Origin of the sequence: Flavobacterium sp. N502540 (assembly GCF_025947365.1) — a bacterium.
Taxonomy (GTDB): Bacteria; Bacteroidota; Bacteroidia; order Flavobacteriales; family Flavobacteriaceae; genus Flavobacterium.
The window spans coordinates 5,005,817-5,027,012 of sequence record NZ_CP110012.1 but is presented as its reverse complement, the minus strand read 5'-3'; the positions used below and the strand labels follow the sequence as shown (position 1 = coordinate 5,027,012).

Sequence of the window (21,196 nt, the reverse complement as noted above, 5' to 3'; positions counted from 1 at the left end):
TATGCTAAAATGAACCTTAAATTTCTTTATGGTTTCATTTTTTAGAAGAAGAGATTGGAGTTATTGTTTTGTATCCGAATGTTTTAAAAGCAGCTTTTTATATTATTACTAATTTAATGATTATACCTAAAATAGCTGCTGCAATAATAATATAGGGTTCCTGAATTTTCTTTATATAAAGCAACGTAAAAATTGTAATAATTGCCAGTAGAGCCGTTGGAATGTCTATTATACTTCTTTTGGCTATCACCATTACAGATATGAGCCAGAGAAATTGTACAGTGCTTGTGAGATACAATTTATAGAGCGGGATTTTCATTCATGATTTGTAAATTAAAATGCAATTCCAAACTGAAAACCGACTGTAAAGGAAGCGGGATGATTATTACCAAAGCGGATGGGCAGGGGGATTGCGGCAAAGTAGCTGCAATTGGTGCTTTTTATTATTGTTTTGTTCAAAACAGGTGTAATGCCATATCTTCCGGAGGATTCAAAAGCAGCCCTTCCCGCAAAAGTATATCCTTGTCCTAAAGCTACCAGAACCCCGGGATGAAACAATAAGTTAGTTACTTTGCTGGTACCCTGATCGTCCTTGATATTGGGAACTACCTCAAAAGAAAATCCGATTTTCTCGTTTTTCCAGATATTGATTCCAGTTGGAAATCCTACTGCGTAGTAGTCTCTGAAATTTACTGCAGTTTCATCTTTATTTAAGGTTACCAGAGGATGCAGAATACCAAAATATCCTGTGATTTTAGGATACGTAGTCTGAGAAAAGCACGGAAGGCTAAATAGTAGTAGAATAGAAAGGAGCGGGAATCTTAAAAGCATCGATATTGTTTTTATAAATTATAGAAACAAAATTACAAGCATTAAACTTCCCTAAATAGAATGCGTTTTACGTTTTGTATAGGGATTACTTTTTCTGGATTTTTTTTCTGTATGCCGACGGATTCTTTCCGGTTTGAAGTTTAAAAATTCTTGTAAAATGGCTCTGGTCCGAAAATCCGGTTCTATAGGCAATCTCCGTCAAAGTATAGGTGGTGTTCTCAATAAGATTTACCGCTTTTTCAATCCTTTGTTTTCTCACATAGTCCCCGAAATTTAAATCTTCAAAATATTTAGAAAATTCTCTCGACAGGTAGGATGGGTTCAAATCGAGTTCACCCGATATTTTTTTAAGGTCGAAAGTAAACTGAGTATCAATCTGGTCCTGAATAAGATTTTTGAGGTCTTTTACCCAGGATGGTGTTTTTCCGGCTGTTTTTTTTTTATAAGAAATTTATTGTAAACTTCGTGTAGCAGGTTCTCAAACGGGCTGTTCTCCAGATGTTTTTATTTGTATAGATGTGAGGCCCAGCTGTAAAGTGCGTCATAGAGCACCATTCCGGTTTCAAGGAGTTTATAATCATCGGTAATATTATGCGAAAGCCCGGCAGACACCGCCCAGAGTCCGGCAGATTCTTTTGCAATTTCATGACGATCGGTATCAGCCCCGCGTACAATTCCTGCCATGATGGAAATAGCGGGATCCTCAATTTTATATTTTTTTACAATATAATCGAAAGTGCACTGCTCCTGATAATGTGTGAATTCAACATTTGGGATATCAAAAGGAACAGCATTTAATTCTTTTGCTTTGTCCAGAACCTGATCAAAAGGGACGTAAATAAATTCAGCCTCAGGATCCACAAAATTTCTAATAAGCCATGGGCATGCAATTCGGTCTATTTTTGGCCTTTCTCTGGTGATCCATTTCATAAATCAATTGTTTTTTAGAATACGTGCTAAGGTACATTTTTTTATCATTTAAGTATCACGTAGTGAGAATGCACAGTGCTTGTGAGGTACACTTTGTAGAGCGGGGAGAATTTTATTTAACTGAAACAAAATCGTATAAAAATTTATTTTGTTTCAAGAAATGGAACAAAATGATAAAAAATAAAAATTTGTTACCGTTTTTGTAACAAATTTAAAAATATAAAAAATTTGTTTACCTGGTAAAATAGAAGAATCCTTCGCGAGGGGATAGAAACTTTGTAAATGTCTTTCGACTTTAAATTCATAACAACCCAAAACAAAAAAAGAGACCCGAAAGTCTCTTTTTTTAAAATTATATATTTGTAAATAACCAAAGCTGCGCAAATGTCTCTGACTTTGCGCTTTTTTTTTGCACTTATGAATTATTACGTTTATAAAAGTCTCCTGACTTTTACCGTTATTTTTTAATACTGTTTTAAATCTTTTCTTTTCTGGAAATTACATCTAAAAAATTTAGTTTTAAAGTCTGAGACTTTATTACTTATATGTTTTAAATTAGATATTGCAAGTTGGCGCAAAGTCAGAGACATTTGCGCAGCACTTTTGAGATACACTTCGTAGAGCGGGGGGTAATTTTAATTGGTTGTATTCTACAGATGTAATCGAACCATTTCTTATGTTTGTAGCTCAATATCTAAGTTTTAAGTATGAGTAAGAGTATTAAAATTATTTCATCAGAAGAATTTCCAAAGCAATTTATGTCTGATGCTTCTCTCGACTTTGATTTCTTAAAATCTCCCTTACAGATATATGATTTAAATACTACAACCGAGTATATCCAGATTCCGACCCCGCTTTTTAGGCCTGATTATAATTTTATGGTTCATGTTACCAGAGGTTATGCCAAACAGCAAGTCGACAAAGAAGTGATATCCATAAATGAAAATGATGTTTTGTTTGTAAAACAGGGACATATTACCGCAATGAAAGAAATTGATCAGATGATAACGGGACATTTTATTTTATTTGAGGAGAGTGTTCTGAATCATATTTTGTCGAAACAGGAGCTAATACAGATTTTTGCCGCCAATTCAGTTCTTAAATTGCCTAAAGAGACCAGTATATGGCTTAATTCTTTGTTTGGTTTATTAAGTCAGGAATTTCGTAATGAAAATTCCAATATTGAAATTTGTTATTCGCTCATGCAGGCGGCTTTCCAGAAAATTCTTTTTTCAAATAAGGAACTGAATAAAACAATACATCGCAACAATGAGATCACTTTTTCTTTTAAAGAGCTGGTTTATAAATATCATGCAGAGAATAAGTCAGTGACCTTTTATGCCGATAAATTAAAAATTTCTGTAAATTATCTCAATAGATGTATCAAGCAAACCACCGGAATAGCTCCAAAAGAATGGATAAACAATGTTAGTATTCTGCAAAGTCAGATACTTTTGCAAGATTTGACTAAAGATATTTCAGAAATTGCTTTTGCCTTGAATTACGAAGATCCTTCTTATTTTGGACGCCTTTTCAAAAAAATAACAGGTACAACTCCTTCTCAGTACCGAAATTCATTAAAGCAAGATTTGTCCGAGTAACGGCAAACTAAATCCTAGTAACAATTATTGTTTTAACTGCAACTTTGCCCTAAGAAAATCTTAGAGGGCTGATACAGCTTGTGTGTTTAAATTTAATAATTGTTATTTTGAAAAAAGTACTGTCATTCGTTTTAGTAACCTTGTTTTTTTGTTTTCCAAATAAGTTTTATGCTCAATTAATTACAGATGGTGCCGGGATGAGCATTACTGTGCATGGGAGAACTAACTTTAAGAATTTGTCAACTGTAGATCTGTACTATGGGAATAAATTCAAATATAATACTTACGATTTTTGGTTGCCAATACCACCTTTTAAAATTGGAAAAACACGTATTCTTGGAACGGTCAACTACCGTGTTTTAGACTTTACATTTGATAGAGATATTGAAATTAGTCCGAATTACATCACGAAGATAAACGAAATCAAACCTACCATTGTGGTGCGACATCCTATAGGAAAAAGATGGGCTGCTTTTGGAGTCTTTATACCTACAATTGCTTCTGACTTTAAAAATTCGTTTTCGATGAATGATATGGTTTTCGATGGCATTTTTGGAGTTTCGAGAAAGTTTGGAGAAAAGTCAAATCTCGAAATCGGAATTGGCCCTCATGTTATGTATGCTTTTGGCAAGTTTTTAATAACACCTGCCGTATCTCTGGACTATAAGAGCAATAATGGTAAGTGGCTTGCTCAAATATACTGGCCAAGGGTAAATGTTTTTAGAAATCTGGGTAATAATACTCAAGTTGGTCTGGCCGGCTCGATTGACTGGACGCTTCACAATTTACAAAACTACAAGAATGATCAGGGAGAAGAGATCGATTATGCTCAGTTTTCGGCAATTCATGGCGGTCTGCAAATTAATCAACGTCTTTTTGATGGCTTTTGGTTACAACTCCAGGGAGGTTTAGGATTTGCCAACAAATACACACTTTATAATTCTAATAATGACACCATTAGCAATTATAAAGCAAAAGAAACGCCTTATGTCAAAATGATGCTCAGTTATCGTTTTGGGAAATAGGCACACAAACAGAATCACATTAAAAATTATAAAATTAAAGACAAAATGAAAAAATCTATTTTAAGCATTCTTCTATTGGGAGTATCGTATTTTACTAATGCACAACAGATAAAAACGAATGTTGATGTACACAATGTTCAAAAAGGTAAAGGAGCTGTTGTATTAAATGTATATGATAAAAAAGAAAATTTTCTCAAGCGAGCCTGCTTTACCAAAGTTCAAAAAGTGAATCAGGAAACGATGAAGTTTCAAATTGATTTGCCAAGAGGGACTTACGCAATTACGGTTTATCAGGATTTGGATAATAACGGAAAACTAAACAGTAACTGGTTGGGGATGCCTAAAGAGCCTGTAGGGAACAGTACGAATTTTATGCCGGATGGCGGGGCACCAACATTTCAGGATTGCTCTGTTTATATCTTAAATAATGACGCTACTATTAAAATAAATCTTTACTAAGGATTTTTGAAATTTTAGTTTAAAAGAGCCTGTCTTTTATAAAATGACTGGCATTACCAGGCAAACTTAAATCATGACATAAAATTATGGAAGAGATAAATTCTGAAAAAAAAGTTATTGCAGAGTTAAAGGGGGCTTGCAAGGAGTATCAAACCGGTGATACATTGATTACGGCTCTGGAAGCAACAACTATTCAGTTTAGAACCCGGGAGCTCACCTTAATAATTGGTCCTTCGGGTTCGGGGAAAACTACACTATTATCGCTGTTAGGCTGTGTTATTTATCCAACAAAAGGAGATGTTTTTATTGATGGTCAACACGTAAATGCGCTTTCGGCTAAGGAATTATCGGCTTTGAGATTGAATAAAATAGGTTTTGTATTTCAAAGTTTTAATCTTTTAGCACCACTTAATTCTTTAGAAAATGTAATGATGCCGTTGCAGCTTATGAAGGTAAGCGAACCCGTGGCTAAGAAAAAAGCAGAAAAAGCTCTTGAATTAGTGGGGATGAAAGACAGAATGAAAAATTTACCCAAAATGCTAAGTGGTGGCCAGCAACAAAGAGTTTCGATTGCACGGGCACTGGTAACCAATCCGCCAATTGTGCTTTGTGATGAACCAACAGCTGCATTAGATGTAAAAAGTGTTGGTTTAGTAATGGAGGAACTAAAAGAACTTGCTCAAAATGGAAAAAGTGTAATTGTGGTTACACATGATATGCGGCTTAAGAAGTTTGCAGACAGAATTATTTATGTGGATAGTGGAATTGCGACTGAAAATGAGAGTGCAACATTTATAAAGAATCAATTAATCAAATTATAAAGAATGAAATATATTTTAATTTCTATAACGGCCCTTCTTTTTTTTAGCTGTAATAAAAAAGACGAAGTAAAACAGGGTCAGACAGGTTTTACTAAAGAAGTTCTTTCATCGGGTATTGTAGGAATCGGACGTGTTGAACCGGAGGAGAAATTGTCTTTATTGGCAACAGAAGTGGGTGGTGTTGTTCTGGCTATCCATAAAAAGGAAAATGATACAATTGGGAAAAATGATTTAATTATCGAATTGGATCATTCCGTTCAGGATGCTAAAATCGCCCGGATAAAAAGTCGAATTCAAACACAAAAAGCGGAGATAGACATAGCACAGCTGAAGCTAAAAGAGCAGAAAATAAATGTTGCAAACAAACAAACAGAATTAGAGCGACTGAGAAACTTACAAGAAAAAGGCGCAGAAATAAAACAGAATGTTGATAATCTTGAAACCGAAACTAAAATTTTTCAAACAAATCTGGAACAATTGAAAAGCAAGATTTTGGTTGAGAATTCCAGACTTCAGGAAATAAAACAAGATCTGGAAGTGTCAAACCGTGAGCTGCAGCAATATTTGATAAAAGCACCGGGTGATGGACAAATTATGACCATGTACGCAACAAAAGGAGCTGCATTGTCACCCAGTCAGTCTTTTGCAGATTTTATTCCGAAAAGTAATTTGGTTGCTGCCTGTGAAATTGATGAGCTGTTTGCAGACAAAGTTAAAAAAGGTCAGAAAGCCATTATTCGTCAAATAGGATCCAATAAAATTATCGGATCTGGCAGAGTTATTTTCGCGTCTTTGGCACTTAAACGCAAATCTATTTTTTCTGAAAAAGCAGAAGATCAGGAAGACAGAAGAGTGCGGGAAATAAAAATTCTGTTGAACAACCCAACGAAGTATTTAATTAATTCCCGGATTGAATGCGTTATTCAGGCATCAAAATAAGTAAGCATCACAAACAAGAATGATGAGGGATAACTTCATAGGGACTGGAAATGCCAATATAGAGGTATGAATTCCCTGTATAAATGAAAACAAATAATAGCTAAGTATGAAATTTGGTATTAAAACAGCGTGGAAGTTTATTCGTTTCGATAAAACAAAAAGCATCGGAGTAGTGGTTGGAATAGTAATAAGTACTTTTCTTATTGGACAACAAATTGGGACATTTAATTTTTTGACAGGACTAATGAGTGTGCTGGTAAAAAATACAACAGCTGATATTTGGGTTGTTGATAATAAAACGACAGATGCCAATCAGCTTAGTTTGATAGATACCAGAAAAGAGAAAGAAATCAAGAGTTTGGAGGGAGTGAAAGAGGCATTTCCAATGGTTGTAACAAATGGTAAGGCAAAATTTCCTAACGGAACCAGTGCTGTTGTAAATATTATTGGAAGTGAATTTCCGTATTTTAAAGCAGGTCCGGATCGTGCAAAGGTTGTACAAGGAGAACTTTCAGATTTAGTACAGGAGGCAGCTGTGTCTGCAGATTATTTTGACCGAAGTAATTTTGGAGGTTCATCAAATGTTGGGACTAGTTTTGAAATCAATGGGAAAAGAGCAGTAATTACCCTGCAAACAAAAGGGATAAGGGGTTGGGGTGGTTACTTAATGTACACTACGATTGACAGAGCAAGATTTTACAGTAATATTCCCTCTACTGCTATAAGCGCTTTATTGGTAAATGTAAAAAAAGGGAAAGATGTAGACCAGGTTGTCGATCAGATCAATAATTCTATTTATGGAGTAAGAGCATGGCGAACATCATCCTTGAGTTCAGCAACCATAAATAGTGTTTTGGCTTCTACAGGTTTAGGTGCCAGTACGGGCTCCTTAGTAGGATTTGCCATTATTGCCGGTTTTTTTATTATTGGATTAACGATGTATTCATCAGCACTTGACAGAATTAAGGATTATGGAACTCTAAAAGCAATTGGTGCAACCGATTCCTACATTAGGAAATTAATACTTACACAAGCCGCTTTATTTGCTATTGTTGGGTTTATGATTGCTTTTATTTTCTTATTAGGGTTTAAGAACGGAATGTATCAATCGGGAATAGTAATAGATTTTAGTCCCGGAATACTTTTCATAATTCTAACAGTTACCTTCTCTATTTCGCTTTTCGGAGCTGTGTTTGCCATTAGAAGAATAAAAAATGTAGAACCTGCCTCTGTTTTTAGAGGTTAAAAAGTTGTTAGGATGAAAAATAATGTATGGTATATCTGCTTTATAAGCTATTTTCTGTTGTCAGGATTTTTTAAAATGAATGCACAAAGTCCGGTCTGGACCTTAGATAAGGCTATTGAAGCAGCACAAAAGAATAGAAAGATAGTAGCTTCAATGGAAAAAGAATATAAAATCAATCAATTAAGAACAAAAGAATTAAATGCGAAATATTTGCCCAGAGTGGCGTTGAATTATAATTATCAGTACAATCCGATTATTGCTACAAGTGTTTTACCGGCTGAAGCATTTAATTCTCATCAAGCATCAGAGGGTGTGGTTCCGGTAAAATTAGGAGCTAATTATTCTCAAAGCGCAGGTGTTTTATTGCAGCAACCCTTACTGGATATGACCATTTCAAAATTAATAGCCGAATCGAAACTACAGGAGAAACTAGCTGCTTTAAATGAAAAAGAGGCAAAGCTGGAACTTACTTATGAAGTCTCAAAAGTATATCTAAATATAGTAGTTGCAGAAGAACAAGAAAAAGAAGCGGTTGGTGATACTGCACGTACAGCGCTGAGTCTGGAAACTATTAATCAAAAATACAAATACAAAAGAGTTTTAAAAACGGACGTAAACGATGCTAAAGTAACGCACAATAATGCGGTTCAAAAATACCGCAATGCCCTAAATAATGTATTGGTTTTGAAACAGTATTTCTTATACGTTATTGGAAATGAATCTTTGGTTGCTGCTGCTGTGAAATTAGAAAAATACAGCGTAGAGGAAAGTATTGGCAATCTTGATGATAATCTAATTGAAGCATTGCCTCAAATTGAAATTTTGAAAACGCAAAATGAAGTATTAGAGAATAAGAAAAAACTGGAAAGAACTAAATATAGCCCATTGATTACTATAAATGGTTATTTAGGAGCAGATCAATTTACAGAAAAGCTAAATCCTTTTCAGCAAAATAGTTGGTATGGAAATAGTTATGTTGGTGTCTCATTAAAGTTGCCTTTTTCTTTTGGAGAAAATACAGCAAAAAGAATTGATCAGTTAAAATTTCAGCAAAATCAAAATAAGGACAGAATTACAGAGAATATTAATAAAAGCAAATACAATGCTTTAAATGCCGCTACTGTTTATGCTAATGTCCTGGAACAACTAAAAACAGTGAGTGAAAACAGTAAGCTCACTTCAGAGATTGTAATGATTTATCAGGACCGATATAAATTTGATCAAATAGCCTTTAATGAACTAAATGATAAAGAGATCAAATTGCAAAATCTGGAATTATTTCAGAATCAGCTTAAAAAACAATTGATAGTATCATGGCTTGATTGGAAAAAAGCGGCAGGAAAATTAGTCTGGTAAGTTTGAAGAGCATTTGCATAAGTATTATAGCAAACGGATAAACATTTCTTTCAGCTAAATTTTATTTAGGAATGAAAAAACAGCTTTGTAGGCATACCCTGTAAAGGCTGTTCAACATCCCGTACAGTCTTTTTGTTTACATTTTTAGTTTTAAAAGTTATCGATAGGCTGTTTATAGGATTGCTAATCCCATTTTATAAACAGTATTCGAAGTTGACATAGTGCGAAGGATATCAGGAAGCTTTTATAAAAACACGTAAAACTACCTATATTCATTTGCAGGATAAATCTTATTTTCGTTAGGGTGTACTATCAATTAGATAGCTAACCATTGAGCCGTAACAAATCAATAACTACTAAATATGGACAACAAAAAACGAAGCATTGAAAAACCTACTGCAAACAACGTAAAATGTTGGGACAGTAGTGGCAGTACTGAAATGGTGACACAGCGTCTTAAGGAGATGTTTGTAGAAATGGGCCAAAAAACCCGAATTGAAAATGGGCAACACCCAGCCCAACGTGCTGTTTTTAGAAAACAACACGGTATCACTTATGGACAATTCGTAATCAATGAGGATATTCCTGAAAAATTTAAAAAAGGTATTTTTGCGGGTTCTAGTTTTGATTGTGCTGTTCGTTTCTCTAGTGATACAGGACCCACTTCACCGGACTTAAATTCCACTATTGGAGTGGGGTTGAAATTGTTTGGAGTGGAAGGACCAAAGCTTTTTGGAGAAGGCCCTACTGCCGATTTCATTTTTCAGAATATCGATCGCTTTTTTGCTAGTGATGCACAACAAATGTGTGCGTTTACAACTGCGGGTGCTATTGATAAGGATTATGATTCTTATATCAATAAACATCCTGAATTAGCTGGTATTTTACAAGCTATGCAGAAAGAAGAAGCGAGTGTGTTAAGTACTGGTTATTGGGCTATTTTACCTTTTCAGCTAGGAGAAGATCAAATTGTTAAATATCGTTTGGTTCCGGACGACACTTATAAAGGGGCACCTTTTGACGATGATAATTATTTACGTTTGGATTTAGAAAAACGTTTGCGCAATGGAGCTGCTACTTTCAGATTTGAAATTCAATTGCGTACTAATGAGGCAACCATGCCTCTTAATGATGCACAAGTAGTTTGGAGTACAGAGGAAAGTCCGTACATCTGTATTGCTAAGTTACATTTACCCCAACAAGATGTAACTGCGATTGGTCAGTCTGAATTTGGAAGCAATCTTTCATTCAATATTTGGAGAACTTTAGAAGTTCATAAACCTTTAGGCTCAATTGCAGAGGCTCGCAAAACCGTTTATGCAGCTAGTGCCGAAGCAAGGCATCAAGCCAACGGGCAACAGCTACAAGAACCTAATGCCATAAATCCACATTTTAGAGGCAATACAGACGAGGATAGCAATTGTATTGTTAGAGCAGGTATTTATCCCCCTATTGGTGTAATGCGTGTAGGAACTAGTGAAGAAGAGTATTTTATAGGTCCTTTAGTAGACGAACCAGAAGTAAAAGAGGATGTTTATGCTTATCGCGATAAAACCGGAGCGATAAAACGTCAGGCCGCACAGTTTCGTATTTATGGTTTCAATGCTGCCGGAAAAGCGATTAAGGAGCTAACGATGGATAATGCTAAGATTACCTGGTATTCGCATTTGGCCAATCAAAAATCATCGTGGTATCAATTTCAAATTGCCTTAGATATTCCGGATGCATCCGCTCCTAATGTTCCGCCTTCTTTATTAAGAAATATTGATGTAAAAGACCGGAGCCAGTTGTTGATTGATGGTGGAGGCGAAAGTATCTCAAATCCTAATGTCACTGAAGGAAAAAAATTCATGGGGGAATTCATGGGTGAATCGGTTTATTTAGGAGAAATGCACACCGACGAAAAAGGACGTTTAGTAATGTTAGGTGGTCATGGTAAATCGAAAAATATCAATGGCGACAGAGCCATTACCTTTGCTAACAATGAAGGTTGGTATGATGATATGTCAGATGGCCCTGTTACCGCCACAGTAGAATATGAAGGAGTAGCTCTCAATGTAGATCCTGCCTGGGTGATCTGTGCGCCACCTGATTATGCTCCTATGCAAAAATCGGTTCGTACTATGTGGGATTTAATGCGTAGTGTTGCTGTAGAATCAGGAATGTTAGTAAGACCTGCAAGACCTTCTTTCTGTAAAGATATCTTGCCTATTTTTGAAAGAATGACCAATTTACAATGGGTAAATGCAGGATTTGCGGCTGCTTTTGGATGGGGTGGACAATTTAATTATACCAGTATAACATGGGTAAAAAAACTAAATGATCCTTCTTCTGCCAACTTAGAAATGCGTCGTACTATTTCCAATAATTTCCGTAGGTTTGATCAATCTGGTGCCGAAGCGCCACAGCTATGGCCTTGGCTATATGGTGATGCAGTTGCCATTCCTACACAAGGTTCTGTGCGTCAACATTCCACCTTATCGCAGTTGCAATTGCAGTTTTTAGATCAATGGGTCGAAGGTGATTTTGATGCCGATTTTGTAGATAAAACAGGCTGTCCTTATATTCCACCTGTTAAAAAAATTGATGATTATCCTATTGCCGAACAACCCGACATGCTAACCAAAGCTGCCATGGATTTTTGCTTGGCAGATGCTTTTCATCCGGGTTGCGAAATGACTTGGCCTATGCGAACTTCTGGTATGTATATGGCTCCTTTCCGATTGAAACACGCTCCTAAAACACCAAAAACCGATTACCATTATTATGGCTCTACTATGAATAGTGATGTCTTGACTTTACCTGCGGGTCCTTTATTAGGTGGTCAGGTACCAGGTGGTGTGACAAGATGGATGGCTATTCCCTGGCAGACAGATACGGCAAGCTGCAGAGATGGTTATACGACTGCATACGACCCTTATCTGCCAACATTTTGGCCTGCCAGAGTTCCTAATAATATTTTGAGTGAAGAACGTTATAAAGAAACTTTAGATACTCATTTAGAAGAAGAAACCCGTAGAGAAGCTTTTGCATATCGTTATTTTTGGTTGGATGATTTGCCTTTAGATGGTGAAGCCCCAACACAAACCAATCAGATTAATGCAATGGTGAAGTATTTTGACAAGTTAGCGATTGTACAGCCGCGTCCGGGGGTATCTGATGATCCTAATTTTCCGCCAGAAATGCAAATTGGTGTAATTCCTAATGACGAACAAAACCAACTGTTGTTGCAAGAGACAGAAACCCGATTAAGAAAAATCTTAAATGACAACAAGCGTTTGGATAAGAAAGAAGAATCTTTATTAAATATTACTTTGGAACATTTGTCTAATGAAGGTTTGTTTACTGAACAAGTTGTAATAGAAAGCACTCGCGACCAACTATTAGAATTGGTTCAGGACGAATTGGTTCAGGATGAGGTTTTAACAGGTGAAGTTCAAAAACTAGTTGATTTACTAGCTTCTAAAGCACATAAATTCACCAGAACAAGAACCGTTCCTCATTCCAGACAACCTCGAAAAGAAGTGGGTGTTCCGGAACAATTGGTTCGTTTCCAGCGTTTTATTCCAAAATAGTATTAGGTTTGGCAACAGAAAAAACAGATATATTAATTATAGGTGGCGGCATTGCAGGTTGTATTGCCGCCATTTCCTTGACAGATACTTATCAGGTAACATTAGTTGATAAACTTCCTAAACCCACTGAGCGCATTGGAGAATCTTTAGCTCCCGCTTCGCAACGCATTTTAAGACAATTGGATTTATTGGAGGGCTTGGAAAACCAAGTAGACATTTTGTACCGTAAAAGCGTAGGTATGCAGTCCTATTGGGGAAGCGACCAGGTGCATTTAGTAGACGATTTAAGAAATCCTGATGGTTTTGTTAAAAATTTGGACCGACAAGCTTTTGAAGCCTATTTGAGAAGTGTTGCAGAAACTAGAGGCGTACATTGTTTGTGGGGTTCTAAACTGCAAAGTAGTTCTTATGAAAATTCTCGTTGGCAGGTGCAATTAAGAGCTAGTGATACCTCTTTACATACTTCAACGATTTCTGCATCTTTTGTCATTGATGCTAGTGGGCGTCAATCGCATTTTGCACAGAGCCTGGGTATTAAGCGACAAGTCGAAGATAAATTGATTGCCTGTTGGGTTACTTTACCTAATACCCGAACCAATGTCATGAGTACTATTTCAGCTAGAGAAAATGGTTGGTGGTATAGTACTGTTGTTCCTCATGGCAAAAGGGTAGTGGCTTTTCATACCGATGCTGATTTAGTGGCTAAAAACGAACTTAAAACTACTGACTCATTTTTGGAACTGGCAAAAAAAAATACGGTTATTTTATCTTTACTAAACGAACATGAAAATGATATTACCTTTAAAGGTTCAGTTGCTGCTAATTCAACTAAATTAAAACAAGTAGCCGGGCAACGATGGGTTGCTTTAGGAGATGCAGCACTAAGTTTCGATCCGCTATCTTCGCAAGGTATGTACAATGCAATGGCTAGTGCCATGCAATTACAAACTTTACTATTACAGTACGGGTTTGGTGAAACACTTCAAAAAAGGTATACAGAACAAACAGAACAAATTTGGAGTCATTACCTAAAACACAAAAGTATTTTTTACCAGGCGGAAACCAGGTGGAGAACAGCTGCTTTTTGGGACAGACGGTTGTGATGTTTATCTTTAAAGCGGTGTTTCTATTTGAATCGAAAATAGGCAATACTGTTTGATAAATTCGGGAAATTGACCGTCTTACTTTTTTGTGGCAAAGTAAGAGGCAACTCCAGTTTTGGTTTAATTTTCAACATTTAGAGTCATAGAAGTATAATCATAAGAAATAGTATCGATTCTAAACATATCCTTTGTTATGCTCAATTCCTCAAAATTCATTTTTTTGTAAAGTTTGGTTGCTGGAATATTATTTGTCAAAACTTGCAAATCAATCCAGCTAATTTTGCGATTATCTTTACAATAATCAATAATGAATTCTAACAAATTTTGACCAATTTTCAAATTTCTAAAATTACTGTCAACACCCATTCCAAGTAGAACTCTATGTTCTGCATTTGACTGATTTTGAGAACGGATGTCAATGTGTCCTACAATTTTTTCTTCTTCATTTATTGCTATCCAGATTTTTCTCCATCCAGCCTTTTCATTCATTCCGTCCTCAAACTTTGCCTTCCATTCGTTCGAAAGTGTAGATTGCTGTTTAGAAAGTGGCTGGAAAAGTGCTGTTCCTTTCTGTCCATTTTCAGAAAGATGAATGTTCAAGTATTGAAAAAAGTCATCAAGTTTGTCTTTATTTAGCTCTTTAATTGAAATCATTTTATTAATTGAATATAGGTGTGTTGTTATTGGCTAACCATTAACACAAATATATAGCTATTTTGGATTTGCAAACAAATAGGAGAAAAAAGGTTACGCTATATTTTTGTAATAAGTTAGTTTATGAAACTCTTCAATAGTTTTAAAAATAGACAATTGCTTTTTATAACAGAGAAGGTATCAAGTCCACAAGGTTGAACGTATACTTTTCCCATAATAAATAACCTATCTTATAACATTAATAAACTTTCGTTATCATTTCATTTATAGGCAAGCGAACTTTTTTCATAGTTGCCATGTAGTCTTTTTCCAAATCACGGTATCCTAATGCAAGTATAACTGCGGAATGCAGCCCTTTCTCTTTCAAACCCAAAACTTCATCGATAATAGAAGCATTAAATCCTTCGATAGGAGTGGCATCCACTTTCAATTCTGCCGCGGCAATAAGTGCTGTTCCTAGTGCAATATAAGCTTGTTTGGCAGCCCAAAGTGCTTTTTGCTCTGCGTTGATATCGCTAAAATAGGAATGCAATCCATTTCTAAATCCTGATAAGGCACCAGCATCAAGACCTCTTTGCTTTTCTGTCATTGCTATGTAATTGTCAATGTAAGTCGGAGATATGTCAGTGAATGCAGCAAAAACCAACAAATGAGAGCAAGAGTGAATCTGTGCATTATACGAATCAGCACCTAATTTTTTTTGGATTTCCAGGTTGCTTATAACAAAGACACGGTAAGATTGTAGACCACAAGAAGATGCTGAAAGATTTATAGCCTCTAAGATCTGATCGACTTTCTCTTCTGTTACTTTAATGTTATTGTAAGCTTTTGTGGCGTAGCGCCATTTTAAATTTTCTATCAAATTCATTGCTATATCTATCTTAATTTTTGGCAAATATATATGATATTGTTTTCTTTTTCGAGTTTTTGAAGCGCTCTGGGAAACTCCAAATCACTCATCTTAGGTCACTAAAGAATAATTATCTGTTTCCCTTCATTATTGCACATATTTAAAGATTAATAATCTTTAAATATGTGTATAAAAAGAATGATTCTCTGATTTTAAGTATAAATAAAAATATTTAATCTTTTATTTTCAAATTTGCAGGGTAAAAAAACTAAACATTATCATCAGATGAAAGCGAACATACAAGAAGATAGGGGAATAAACGAAAAGCAGGATATTGAAAACACCCAGAATACAATCAAGAATGATTTTGCATTCACACTAAAGAGCACTTGTTTAGATGAAAACTATCACCCCTCAAGTCAAACGCGTGTGACAACCAATTTTGCAAACTTGGCTAGAGGAGTTAATCGCCAGCAAAACTTACGTAATGCCTTAAATATGATTAACAATCGATTCAATGCATTGGCTCATTTGGATAATCCAAAAGCCGATCGTTATCGTGTAGAACTTGAAATCATCACAGTAACGATGAGTATTGATGATAAGAATAGTATTAACAATCTGCCGTTGATTGAAGTTTTAAAAACGAATATTTTTGACCACAAGACTGGCCAGCGTATCGAAGGTATTGCCGGAAATAATTTTTCTTCTTATGTTCGTGATTATGATTTCAGTATTTTATTGATCGAGCACAATAAAAATAAATCTAATTTTTGTATTCCTGAAAACTTTGGTGATTTGCACGGAAAACTTTATAAGTGTTTTGTGAGTTCAGCCACTTATAAAGAGCACTTTAAAATGTCACCGATCATTTGTCTAAGTGTATCAAGCAACAAAACTTATACCCGCACTGAGTATCAGCATCCGGTTTTGGGTTTTGAGTATCTGCAGGATCAGTATTCAATCACGGATGAATATTTCTCTAAAATGGGCTTAAAGGTTCGTTTTTTCATGCCTCCGAATAGTGTTGCACCGATGGCTTTTTATCATTCCGGAGATCTACTTGCTGATTATACTGATCTTGGACTAATCAGCTCAATCAGCACGATGGAGGCTTTCCAGAAGATTTATCGCCCTGAAATTTACAATGCAAATTCAGTGGCAGGGAAAATCTATCAACCTAGTATTAAACACGAAGATTATTCACTGACTCGCGTGGTTTATGATCGCGAAGAGCGCAGCCGACTGGCAGTTGAACAGGGTAAATATGCAGAAGAGCATTTCATTAAGCCTTACAAAAGTCTCCTGGAACAATGGTCTGCTAATTTTACGCTTTAATTGATTACAACGCATTAAAATCATACTATTATGAAGAAATTATTATTACCCACCTCTATTGTTGGAAGTTTACCCAAACCTGCCTGGCTTGCACCACCCGAAAAACTTTGGTCACCATGGAAATTAGAAGGCGATCAGCTACTGGAAGGGAAACAAGATGCTTTACGCATTTCTCTGCAGGAACAACAATTGGCAGATCTGGATATCATTTGTGACGGCGAGCAAACACGCCAGCATTTTGTAACGACTTTTATCGAGCATTTAAGTGGTGTAGATTTTGAAAATCGTAAAACAGTAAAAATCCGTAACCGTTATGACGCGAGTGTTCCAGTGGTTGTAGGTGAGGTGGTACGTCAAAAAGCAGTTTTTGTTGAAGATGCTAAATTTTTACGTAAACAGACGAACAAGCCTATAAAATGGGCATTGCCAGGTCCGCTGACAATGGTAGATACCTTGTACGACGGCCATTATAAAAGCCGGGAAAAATTGGCGTGGGAATTTGCGAAAGCACTCAATGAAGAAGCAAGAGAACTTCAAGACGCAGGGGTAGATATTATCCAGTTTGATGAACCTGCATTTAATGTGTTCTTTGATGAAGTAAACGATTGGGGAATGGCGGCATTAGAAAGAGCCATTGAAGGTTTACACTGTCAAACTGCGGTTCATATTTGCTATGGTTATGGAATACAGGCAAATACGGATTGGAAAAAGACATTAGGTTCAGAGTGGCGACAATACGAAGAAATTTTCCCAAAAATTCAAAAATCTAAAATTGATGTGGTGTCTTTAGAATGTCACAATTCCAATGTGCCTTTAAATTTAATGGAACTTGTTCGCGGTAAAAAAGTAATGATAGGTGCCATTGATGTGGCAACCAACACTATCGAAACACCAGAAGAAGTAGCTGATACCCTGCGTAAAGCTCTTGAGTTTGTAGATGCCGAAAATCTTTACCCTTCTACAAACTGCGGTATGGCCCCGCTATCTCGAAACGTAGCCAGAGGCAAGTTAAGTGCTTTAAGCGCAGGAGCAGAAATTATACGCAAAGAACTTGGGATTTAGTTTTCAATGTATTAATTAGAATAGGGTTTCCTTGTTTGAAGCCTGCTGTCCGTAGAATTTAACAGAGCGACTCTGCGGACAGACTAATGAATCTAGAGAATCCACGTTTATCGGCGTAAGATATTTTGTAATCTTGACTCTACGGAGGAATAATATTTAAAACACATTGAAGAAATTATTAGAAGTATTAAAAAAAGCAGGTTTCGACGGTTTCCTGTTAATGATAGCCACCATGATTCTGATGGCTTATTTTTTGCCAAAGCCAGGTATGGTCAAAGAACCTGTTTCGCTGGAGGAGATTGCCAATGCAGGCGTTTCCTTGATTTTCTTGTTTTATGGCATGCGACTGAGTGTTGAAAAACTAAAAGCAGGACTTTCCAATTGGAAAATGCACATTGTCGTCCAGTTGACAACCTTTTTATTTTTTCCGCTCATCGTTTTGGCATTTCGCCCGTTGTTTGTCAATAACGGCTTCGAGCTGCTTTGGATGGGTGTATTTTTTCTGGCAGCATTGCCGTCCACAGTTTCCTCTTCCGTGGTCATGGTTTCCATCGCCAAAGGGAACATTCCCTCAGCCATTTTCAATGCAAGCATTTCCAGTTTGATCGGAGTAGTCGTTACGCCTCTTTGGGTTGGATTGTTTATAGCTTCTGCGACAGGCGATTTTGATGTTACTCATATCGTCATAAAGTTGATTCTTCAAGTCTTGCTGCCTGTCATCATTGGCATAAGCCTCAATTCCCGTTTCGGCGCGATTGCCGAAAAATACAAGAAACAGCTCAAATATTTCGATCAGGCAGTTATTCTAACGATTATTTACACGTCGTTTTGCAAGTCATTTTCCGAACATCTTTTTGAAGGCTTTACCGCCCTTGAACTTGCTGGACTTGCTACAGGGTTGATAACGTTGTTTTTTGCCGTCTTCTTTTGTGTTGGACTACTCAGCCGCTTGCTTGGTTTTTCAGATGAAGACCGTATTACTGTTTTATTCTGCGGGTCTAAAAAGTCATTGGTACACGGCACCGTTATGTCAAAAGTACTTTTTCAGCACAGTACTATCACCGGCATCGTATTGCTGCCGCTCATGCTTTACCATGCCTTGCAATTGATTGCCGCTAGTATCATCGCTCAGGGTATGGCTCGACGAAAAGAAGTATAATTTTATTTATGGCGTGGCCCTTTATCTTTTTTCGATAAAGGGCACCAAGGATAACGCTTCCTGCTATAAAATAATGCCCTTTAGATTTTTATACTGTGAAGATAAACGCTGCAGTATGTTATGTTTTTAAGTTGTATAAAATAAGATTTTTGTATTGTTTTTGGTTATATTTGGAGAATTTTATTCTGTTTTAGAAATGAATTAAAGCCTGTTTAAAATAAAATATTCTATGGAGCAAATAGACGATATTGATCTTCGGTTATTAAATATACTACACGATAATTCTAAATACACTGTAAAAGAGCTTGCTAAAATGGTAAATCTTTCGCCATCGCCTGTTTTTGAGCGGATTAAAAGACTAGAGAACAGTGGTTACATTAAGAAATATATAGCTTTGTTGGATGCAGAAAAACTAAACAGAGGGTTTATTGTTTTCTGTAATATTAAACTTAAACAGCACGATCGTAATATAGGGAATCAGTTTGTTAGTGATATTATGAAAATAGAAGAAGTTGTGGAATGTTACAATATTTCAGGAGATTACGATTTTTTAATGAAAGTTTCTGCCAAAGATATGAAGCATTATCAGGATTTTGTGTTTAATAAATTAGGATCAGTTGAAAGTATAGGGAGTACCCAAAGTACCTTTGTTATGTCGGAGATAAAAAATATGTATGGATAGTTCTGCGATGGCTTATTTATTTGAAATTCGCCTTAGCTTTTGTGACAGAAAATGTATGAAGTCCATTTTGGAATTATTTTATATTTAACAAAAAAAACTACGATAAACCAAAAGAGCTGCTCTTCACACGATTCTTTTATAAAATAAGCGTGTGAGTAGGAGGGCAGATGCGACAAAACCGAACAGGAAATTATACTACAGGACTTAGTTATTTTTCTTGCATATATGTTCTCGATGTTTTATACCCCATTCAGTAATTATATTAATTAAGGGCTCCATTTTTCCTCCATATGGAGTGATTTCGTATTCTACAGTTATAGGTTTAGTGTTCATTACTGTTCTTGTAATGAGTTTGTTTATTTCTAATTCTTCCAAATCTTTAGATAGTTTTTTAGCCCCAATACCATTTGTTGTCTTCTTTAACTCCATGAATCGCATTTTGCCATGTATAAGTAGAGTGGCAATTATTTGGATCTTCCATTTTCCAGATAATACTTCCATAGTATCTGAAATGGCTCTTATTTCTCGATTACACTCTTGTGTTAGAATAATTTCTTTTTTCATTTTAGTAGGTTAATTTAGTTAGTTTCTTCTAATAAACCAGTTTCCTGTAGGAAACACATGCCAAAAATATACTATTTGTGTTTAACTTTGTGTAATCACATATAAAAACAAATTAAAAAACAATGAAAGCGAGATTTTTTTTCTGGATTGTAGCCGGGTTTTTTGCTATAATTCTTGGTTGTTCGCTAATTAAAAATAACACTTCAAAAGCTATGGAAAATACTACTAATACTAAAAAAACAGATTACGATAACGGTTTTGCGTGTGATTTGAATACCGGAATGTGTACAATATCTTCGAATTCCAAAGATGAGATTGAATCTTCATTATCAGGTATTAAAAGTGGGAAATTGATTTATGTGGGAGACCCAATATGTTCCACTTGTTTGGCATTTTCATCAGAAATTAAAGAGTTGAAAAAAGAGTTTGATGGAGTATTAGACTTTCAATTGGTATTAGGCGGGCTTAGACCTTATGGGACAGAGCCAATTACTAACATGAGAGATTATTTACTACCGCATTTTGATAACCTGGCTAAAATCACTGGACTTCCTATCAATAATAAGATCCTGTATGATGATTCATTTATCCTTGATACAGAACCACCTTCTAGAGCAGTAGTCGTAATGAGAAAGCTTGCTCCTGAAGTAGAAAATGAATTTTATGAGAGAGTGCAAAAAGCCTTTTATTTAGATAATAGTAATACAAATTATGTTGAAGCTTACTTAGATTTTGTAGAGGAATTTGGAATTAAAAAGGAAGTATTTAAAGAAAGATTTGAATCTAATGAAATAAAAGAGTTAGTGAAATCAGATTTTCAATTTGCTCGCAAAATGGGGGTTAGATCATTTCCTACGGTATTGCTAGAGTCAAATGGTCAAATTTCAATTATTTCCCAAGGGTTTTCAAAAAGTAAGCAAATGATAGATAAAGTTAGGAGTCAGTTATATTCGAAACAAGAGTAAACGAATATAGAAAAGAGTAAGATTAAATTCAAAACA

At 35.7% G+C, this 21,196-nt stretch carries 21 protein-coding genes; 14 read left to right on the top strand and 7 right to left on the bottom strand.

Annotation, left to right across the window (positions count from 1 at the left end):
- Positions 1-97: 97 nt before the first annotated feature.
- The 4 genes from OLM58_RS21015 to OLM58_RS21000 form a co-directional block, all read right to left on the bottom strand.
- Positions 98-319 carry a hypothetical protein gene (locus OLM58_RS21015; RefSeq protein ID WP_264530503.1) on the bottom strand — a complete coding sequence of 74 codons (222 nt, stop codon included), beginning with the start codon at positions 317-319 and terminating at the stop codon, positions 98-100.
- Positions 320-333: 14 nt separating this feature from the next.
- Positions 334-831: a hypothetical protein gene (locus OLM58_RS21010; RefSeq protein ID WP_264530502.1), complete on the bottom strand. Its 498-nt coding sequence runs from the start codon at positions 829-831 to the stop codon at positions 334-336.
- A gap of 85 nt (positions 832-916) precedes the next feature.
- Positions 917-1,156, bottom strand: a complete 240-nt coding sequence (locus OLM58_RS21005) for a helix-turn-helix domain-containing protein (RefSeq protein ID WP_264530501.1) — start codon at positions 1,154-1,156, stop codon at positions 917-919.
- A gap of 179 nt (positions 1,157-1,335) precedes the next feature.
- Positions 1,336-1,761, bottom strand: a complete 426-nt coding sequence (locus OLM58_RS21000) for a chromate resistance protein (RefSeq protein WP_264530500.1) — start codon at positions 1,759-1,761, stop codon at positions 1,336-1,338.
- Between the two features lie 707 nt (positions 1,762-2,468).
- Here OLM58_RS21000 and OLM58_RS20995 point away from each other — a divergent pair.
- The 9 genes from OLM58_RS20995 to OLM58_RS20955 all read left to right on the top strand — a co-directional run bounded on the left by OLM58_RS20995 (position 2,469) and on the right by OLM58_RS20955 (position 13,886).
- A complete protein-coding gene (locus OLM58_RS20995; protein WP_070905676.1) occupies positions 2,469-3,362 on the top strand; it encodes a helix-turn-helix domain-containing protein in 894 nt (297 codons plus the stop codon).
- Between the two features lie 107 nt (positions 3,363-3,469).
- Complete coding sequence (locus tag OLM58_RS20990; protein WP_264530499.1) at positions 3,470-4,387, top strand: DUF6268 family outer membrane beta-barrel protein; 918 nt, start codon at positions 3,470-3,472, stop codon at positions 4,385-4,387.
- A 45-nt stretch (positions 4,388-4,432) separates the two neighbouring features.
- On the top strand, positions 4,433-4,846 hold the full coding sequence (locus OLM58_RS20985; RefSeq protein ID WP_264530498.1) for a DUF2141 domain-containing protein: 414 nt from the start codon (positions 4,433-4,435) through the stop codon (positions 4,844-4,846).
- Between the two features lie 86 nt (positions 4,847-4,932).
- Positions 4,933-5,667, top strand: coding sequence for an ABC transporter ATP-binding protein (locus OLM58_RS20980; protein WP_264530497.1), 735 nt, complete (start codon positions 4,933-4,935; stop codon positions 5,665-5,667).
- Positions 5,668-5,670: 3 nt separating this feature from the next.
- Complete coding sequence (locus OLM58_RS20975; RefSeq protein WP_264530496.1) at positions 5,671-6,606, top strand: HlyD family secretion protein; 936 nt, start codon at positions 5,671-5,673, stop codon at positions 6,604-6,606.
- 106 nt (positions 6,607-6,712) lie between these two features.
- Positions 6,713-7,852, top strand: a complete 1,140-nt coding sequence (locus OLM58_RS20970; protein WP_264530495.1) for an ABC transporter permease — start codon at positions 6,713-6,715, stop codon at positions 7,850-7,852.
- A gap of 12 nt (positions 7,853-7,864) precedes the next feature.
- A complete protein-coding gene (locus OLM58_RS20965; protein WP_264530494.1) occupies positions 7,865-9,208 on the top strand; it encodes a TolC family protein in 1,344 nt (447 codons plus the stop codon).
- 362 nt (positions 9,209-9,570) lie between these two features.
- Positions 9,571-12,783: a LodA/GoxA family CTQ-dependent oxidase gene (locus tag OLM58_RS20960; protein WP_264530493.1), complete on the top strand. Its 3,213-nt coding sequence runs from the start codon at positions 9,571-9,573 to the stop codon at positions 12,781-12,783.
- A gap of 8 nt (positions 12,784-12,791) precedes the next feature.
- A complete protein-coding gene (locus OLM58_RS20955) occupies positions 12,792-13,886 on the top strand; it encodes an NAD(P)/FAD-dependent oxidoreductase (RefSeq protein ID WP_264530492.1) in 1,095 nt (364 codons plus the stop codon).
- Positions 13,887-14,006: 120 nt separating this feature from the next.
- Here the strand turns inward: OLM58_RS20955 and OLM58_RS20950 are convergent, their stop codons facing one another.
- Positions 14,007-14,540, bottom strand: a complete 534-nt coding sequence (locus tag OLM58_RS20950) for a GNAT family N-acetyltransferase (RefSeq protein WP_264530491.1) — start codon at positions 14,538-14,540, stop codon at positions 14,007-14,009.
- Positions 14,541-14,778: 238 nt separating this feature from the next.
- Positions 14,779-15,408 (bottom strand): nitroreductase family protein, encoded by a 630-nt coding sequence (locus tag OLM58_RS20945; protein ID WP_264530490.1) that lies wholly within the window; start codon positions 15,406-15,408, stop codon positions 14,779-14,781.
- Positions 15,409-15,675: 267 nt separating this feature from the next.
- Between OLM58_RS20945 and OLM58_RS20940 the strand changes: the two genes are divergently transcribed.
- The 4 genes from OLM58_RS20940 to OLM58_RS20925 all read left to right on the top strand — a co-directional run bounded on the left by OLM58_RS20940 (position 15,676) and on the right by OLM58_RS20925 (position 19,631).
- A complete protein-coding gene (locus OLM58_RS20940) occupies positions 15,676-16,728 on the top strand; it encodes a DUF1852 domain-containing protein (RefSeq protein ID WP_264530489.1) in 1,053 nt (350 codons plus the stop codon).
- A 30-nt stretch (positions 16,729-16,758) separates the two neighbouring features.
- Positions 16,759-17,790 (top strand): methionine synthase, encoded by a 1,032-nt coding sequence (locus tag OLM58_RS20935; protein WP_264530488.1) that lies wholly within the window; start codon positions 16,759-16,761, stop codon positions 17,788-17,790.
- 166 nt (positions 17,791-17,956) lie between these two features.
- Entirely contained in the window at positions 17,957-18,949 is a 993-nt protein-coding gene (locus OLM58_RS20930; RefSeq protein WP_264530487.1) for a bile acid:sodium symporter family protein, read from the top strand.
- Between the two features lie 229 nt (positions 18,950-19,178).
- Positions 19,179-19,631, top strand: coding sequence for an Lrp/AsnC family transcriptional regulator (locus OLM58_RS20925; protein ID WP_264530486.1), 453 nt, complete (start codon positions 19,179-19,181; stop codon positions 19,629-19,631).
- Positions 19,632-19,835: 204 nt separating this feature from the next.
- Here OLM58_RS20925 and OLM58_RS20920 read toward each other — a convergent pair whose 3' ends face one another.
- Entirely contained in the window at positions 19,836-20,195 is a 360-nt protein-coding gene (locus tag OLM58_RS20920) for a winged helix-turn-helix transcriptional regulator (RefSeq protein WP_264530485.1), read from the bottom strand.
- Positions 20,196-20,317: 122 nt separating this feature from the next.
- On the opposite strand from OLM58_RS20920, the gene OLM58_RS20915 reads away from it, so the two are divergent.
- Positions 20,318-21,160 carry a DsbA family protein gene (locus OLM58_RS20915; RefSeq protein ID WP_264530484.1) on the top strand — a complete coding sequence of 281 codons (843 nt, stop codon included), beginning with the start codon at positions 20,318-20,320 and terminating at the stop codon, positions 21,158-21,160.
- Positions 21,161-21,196: the final 36 nt, after the last annotated feature.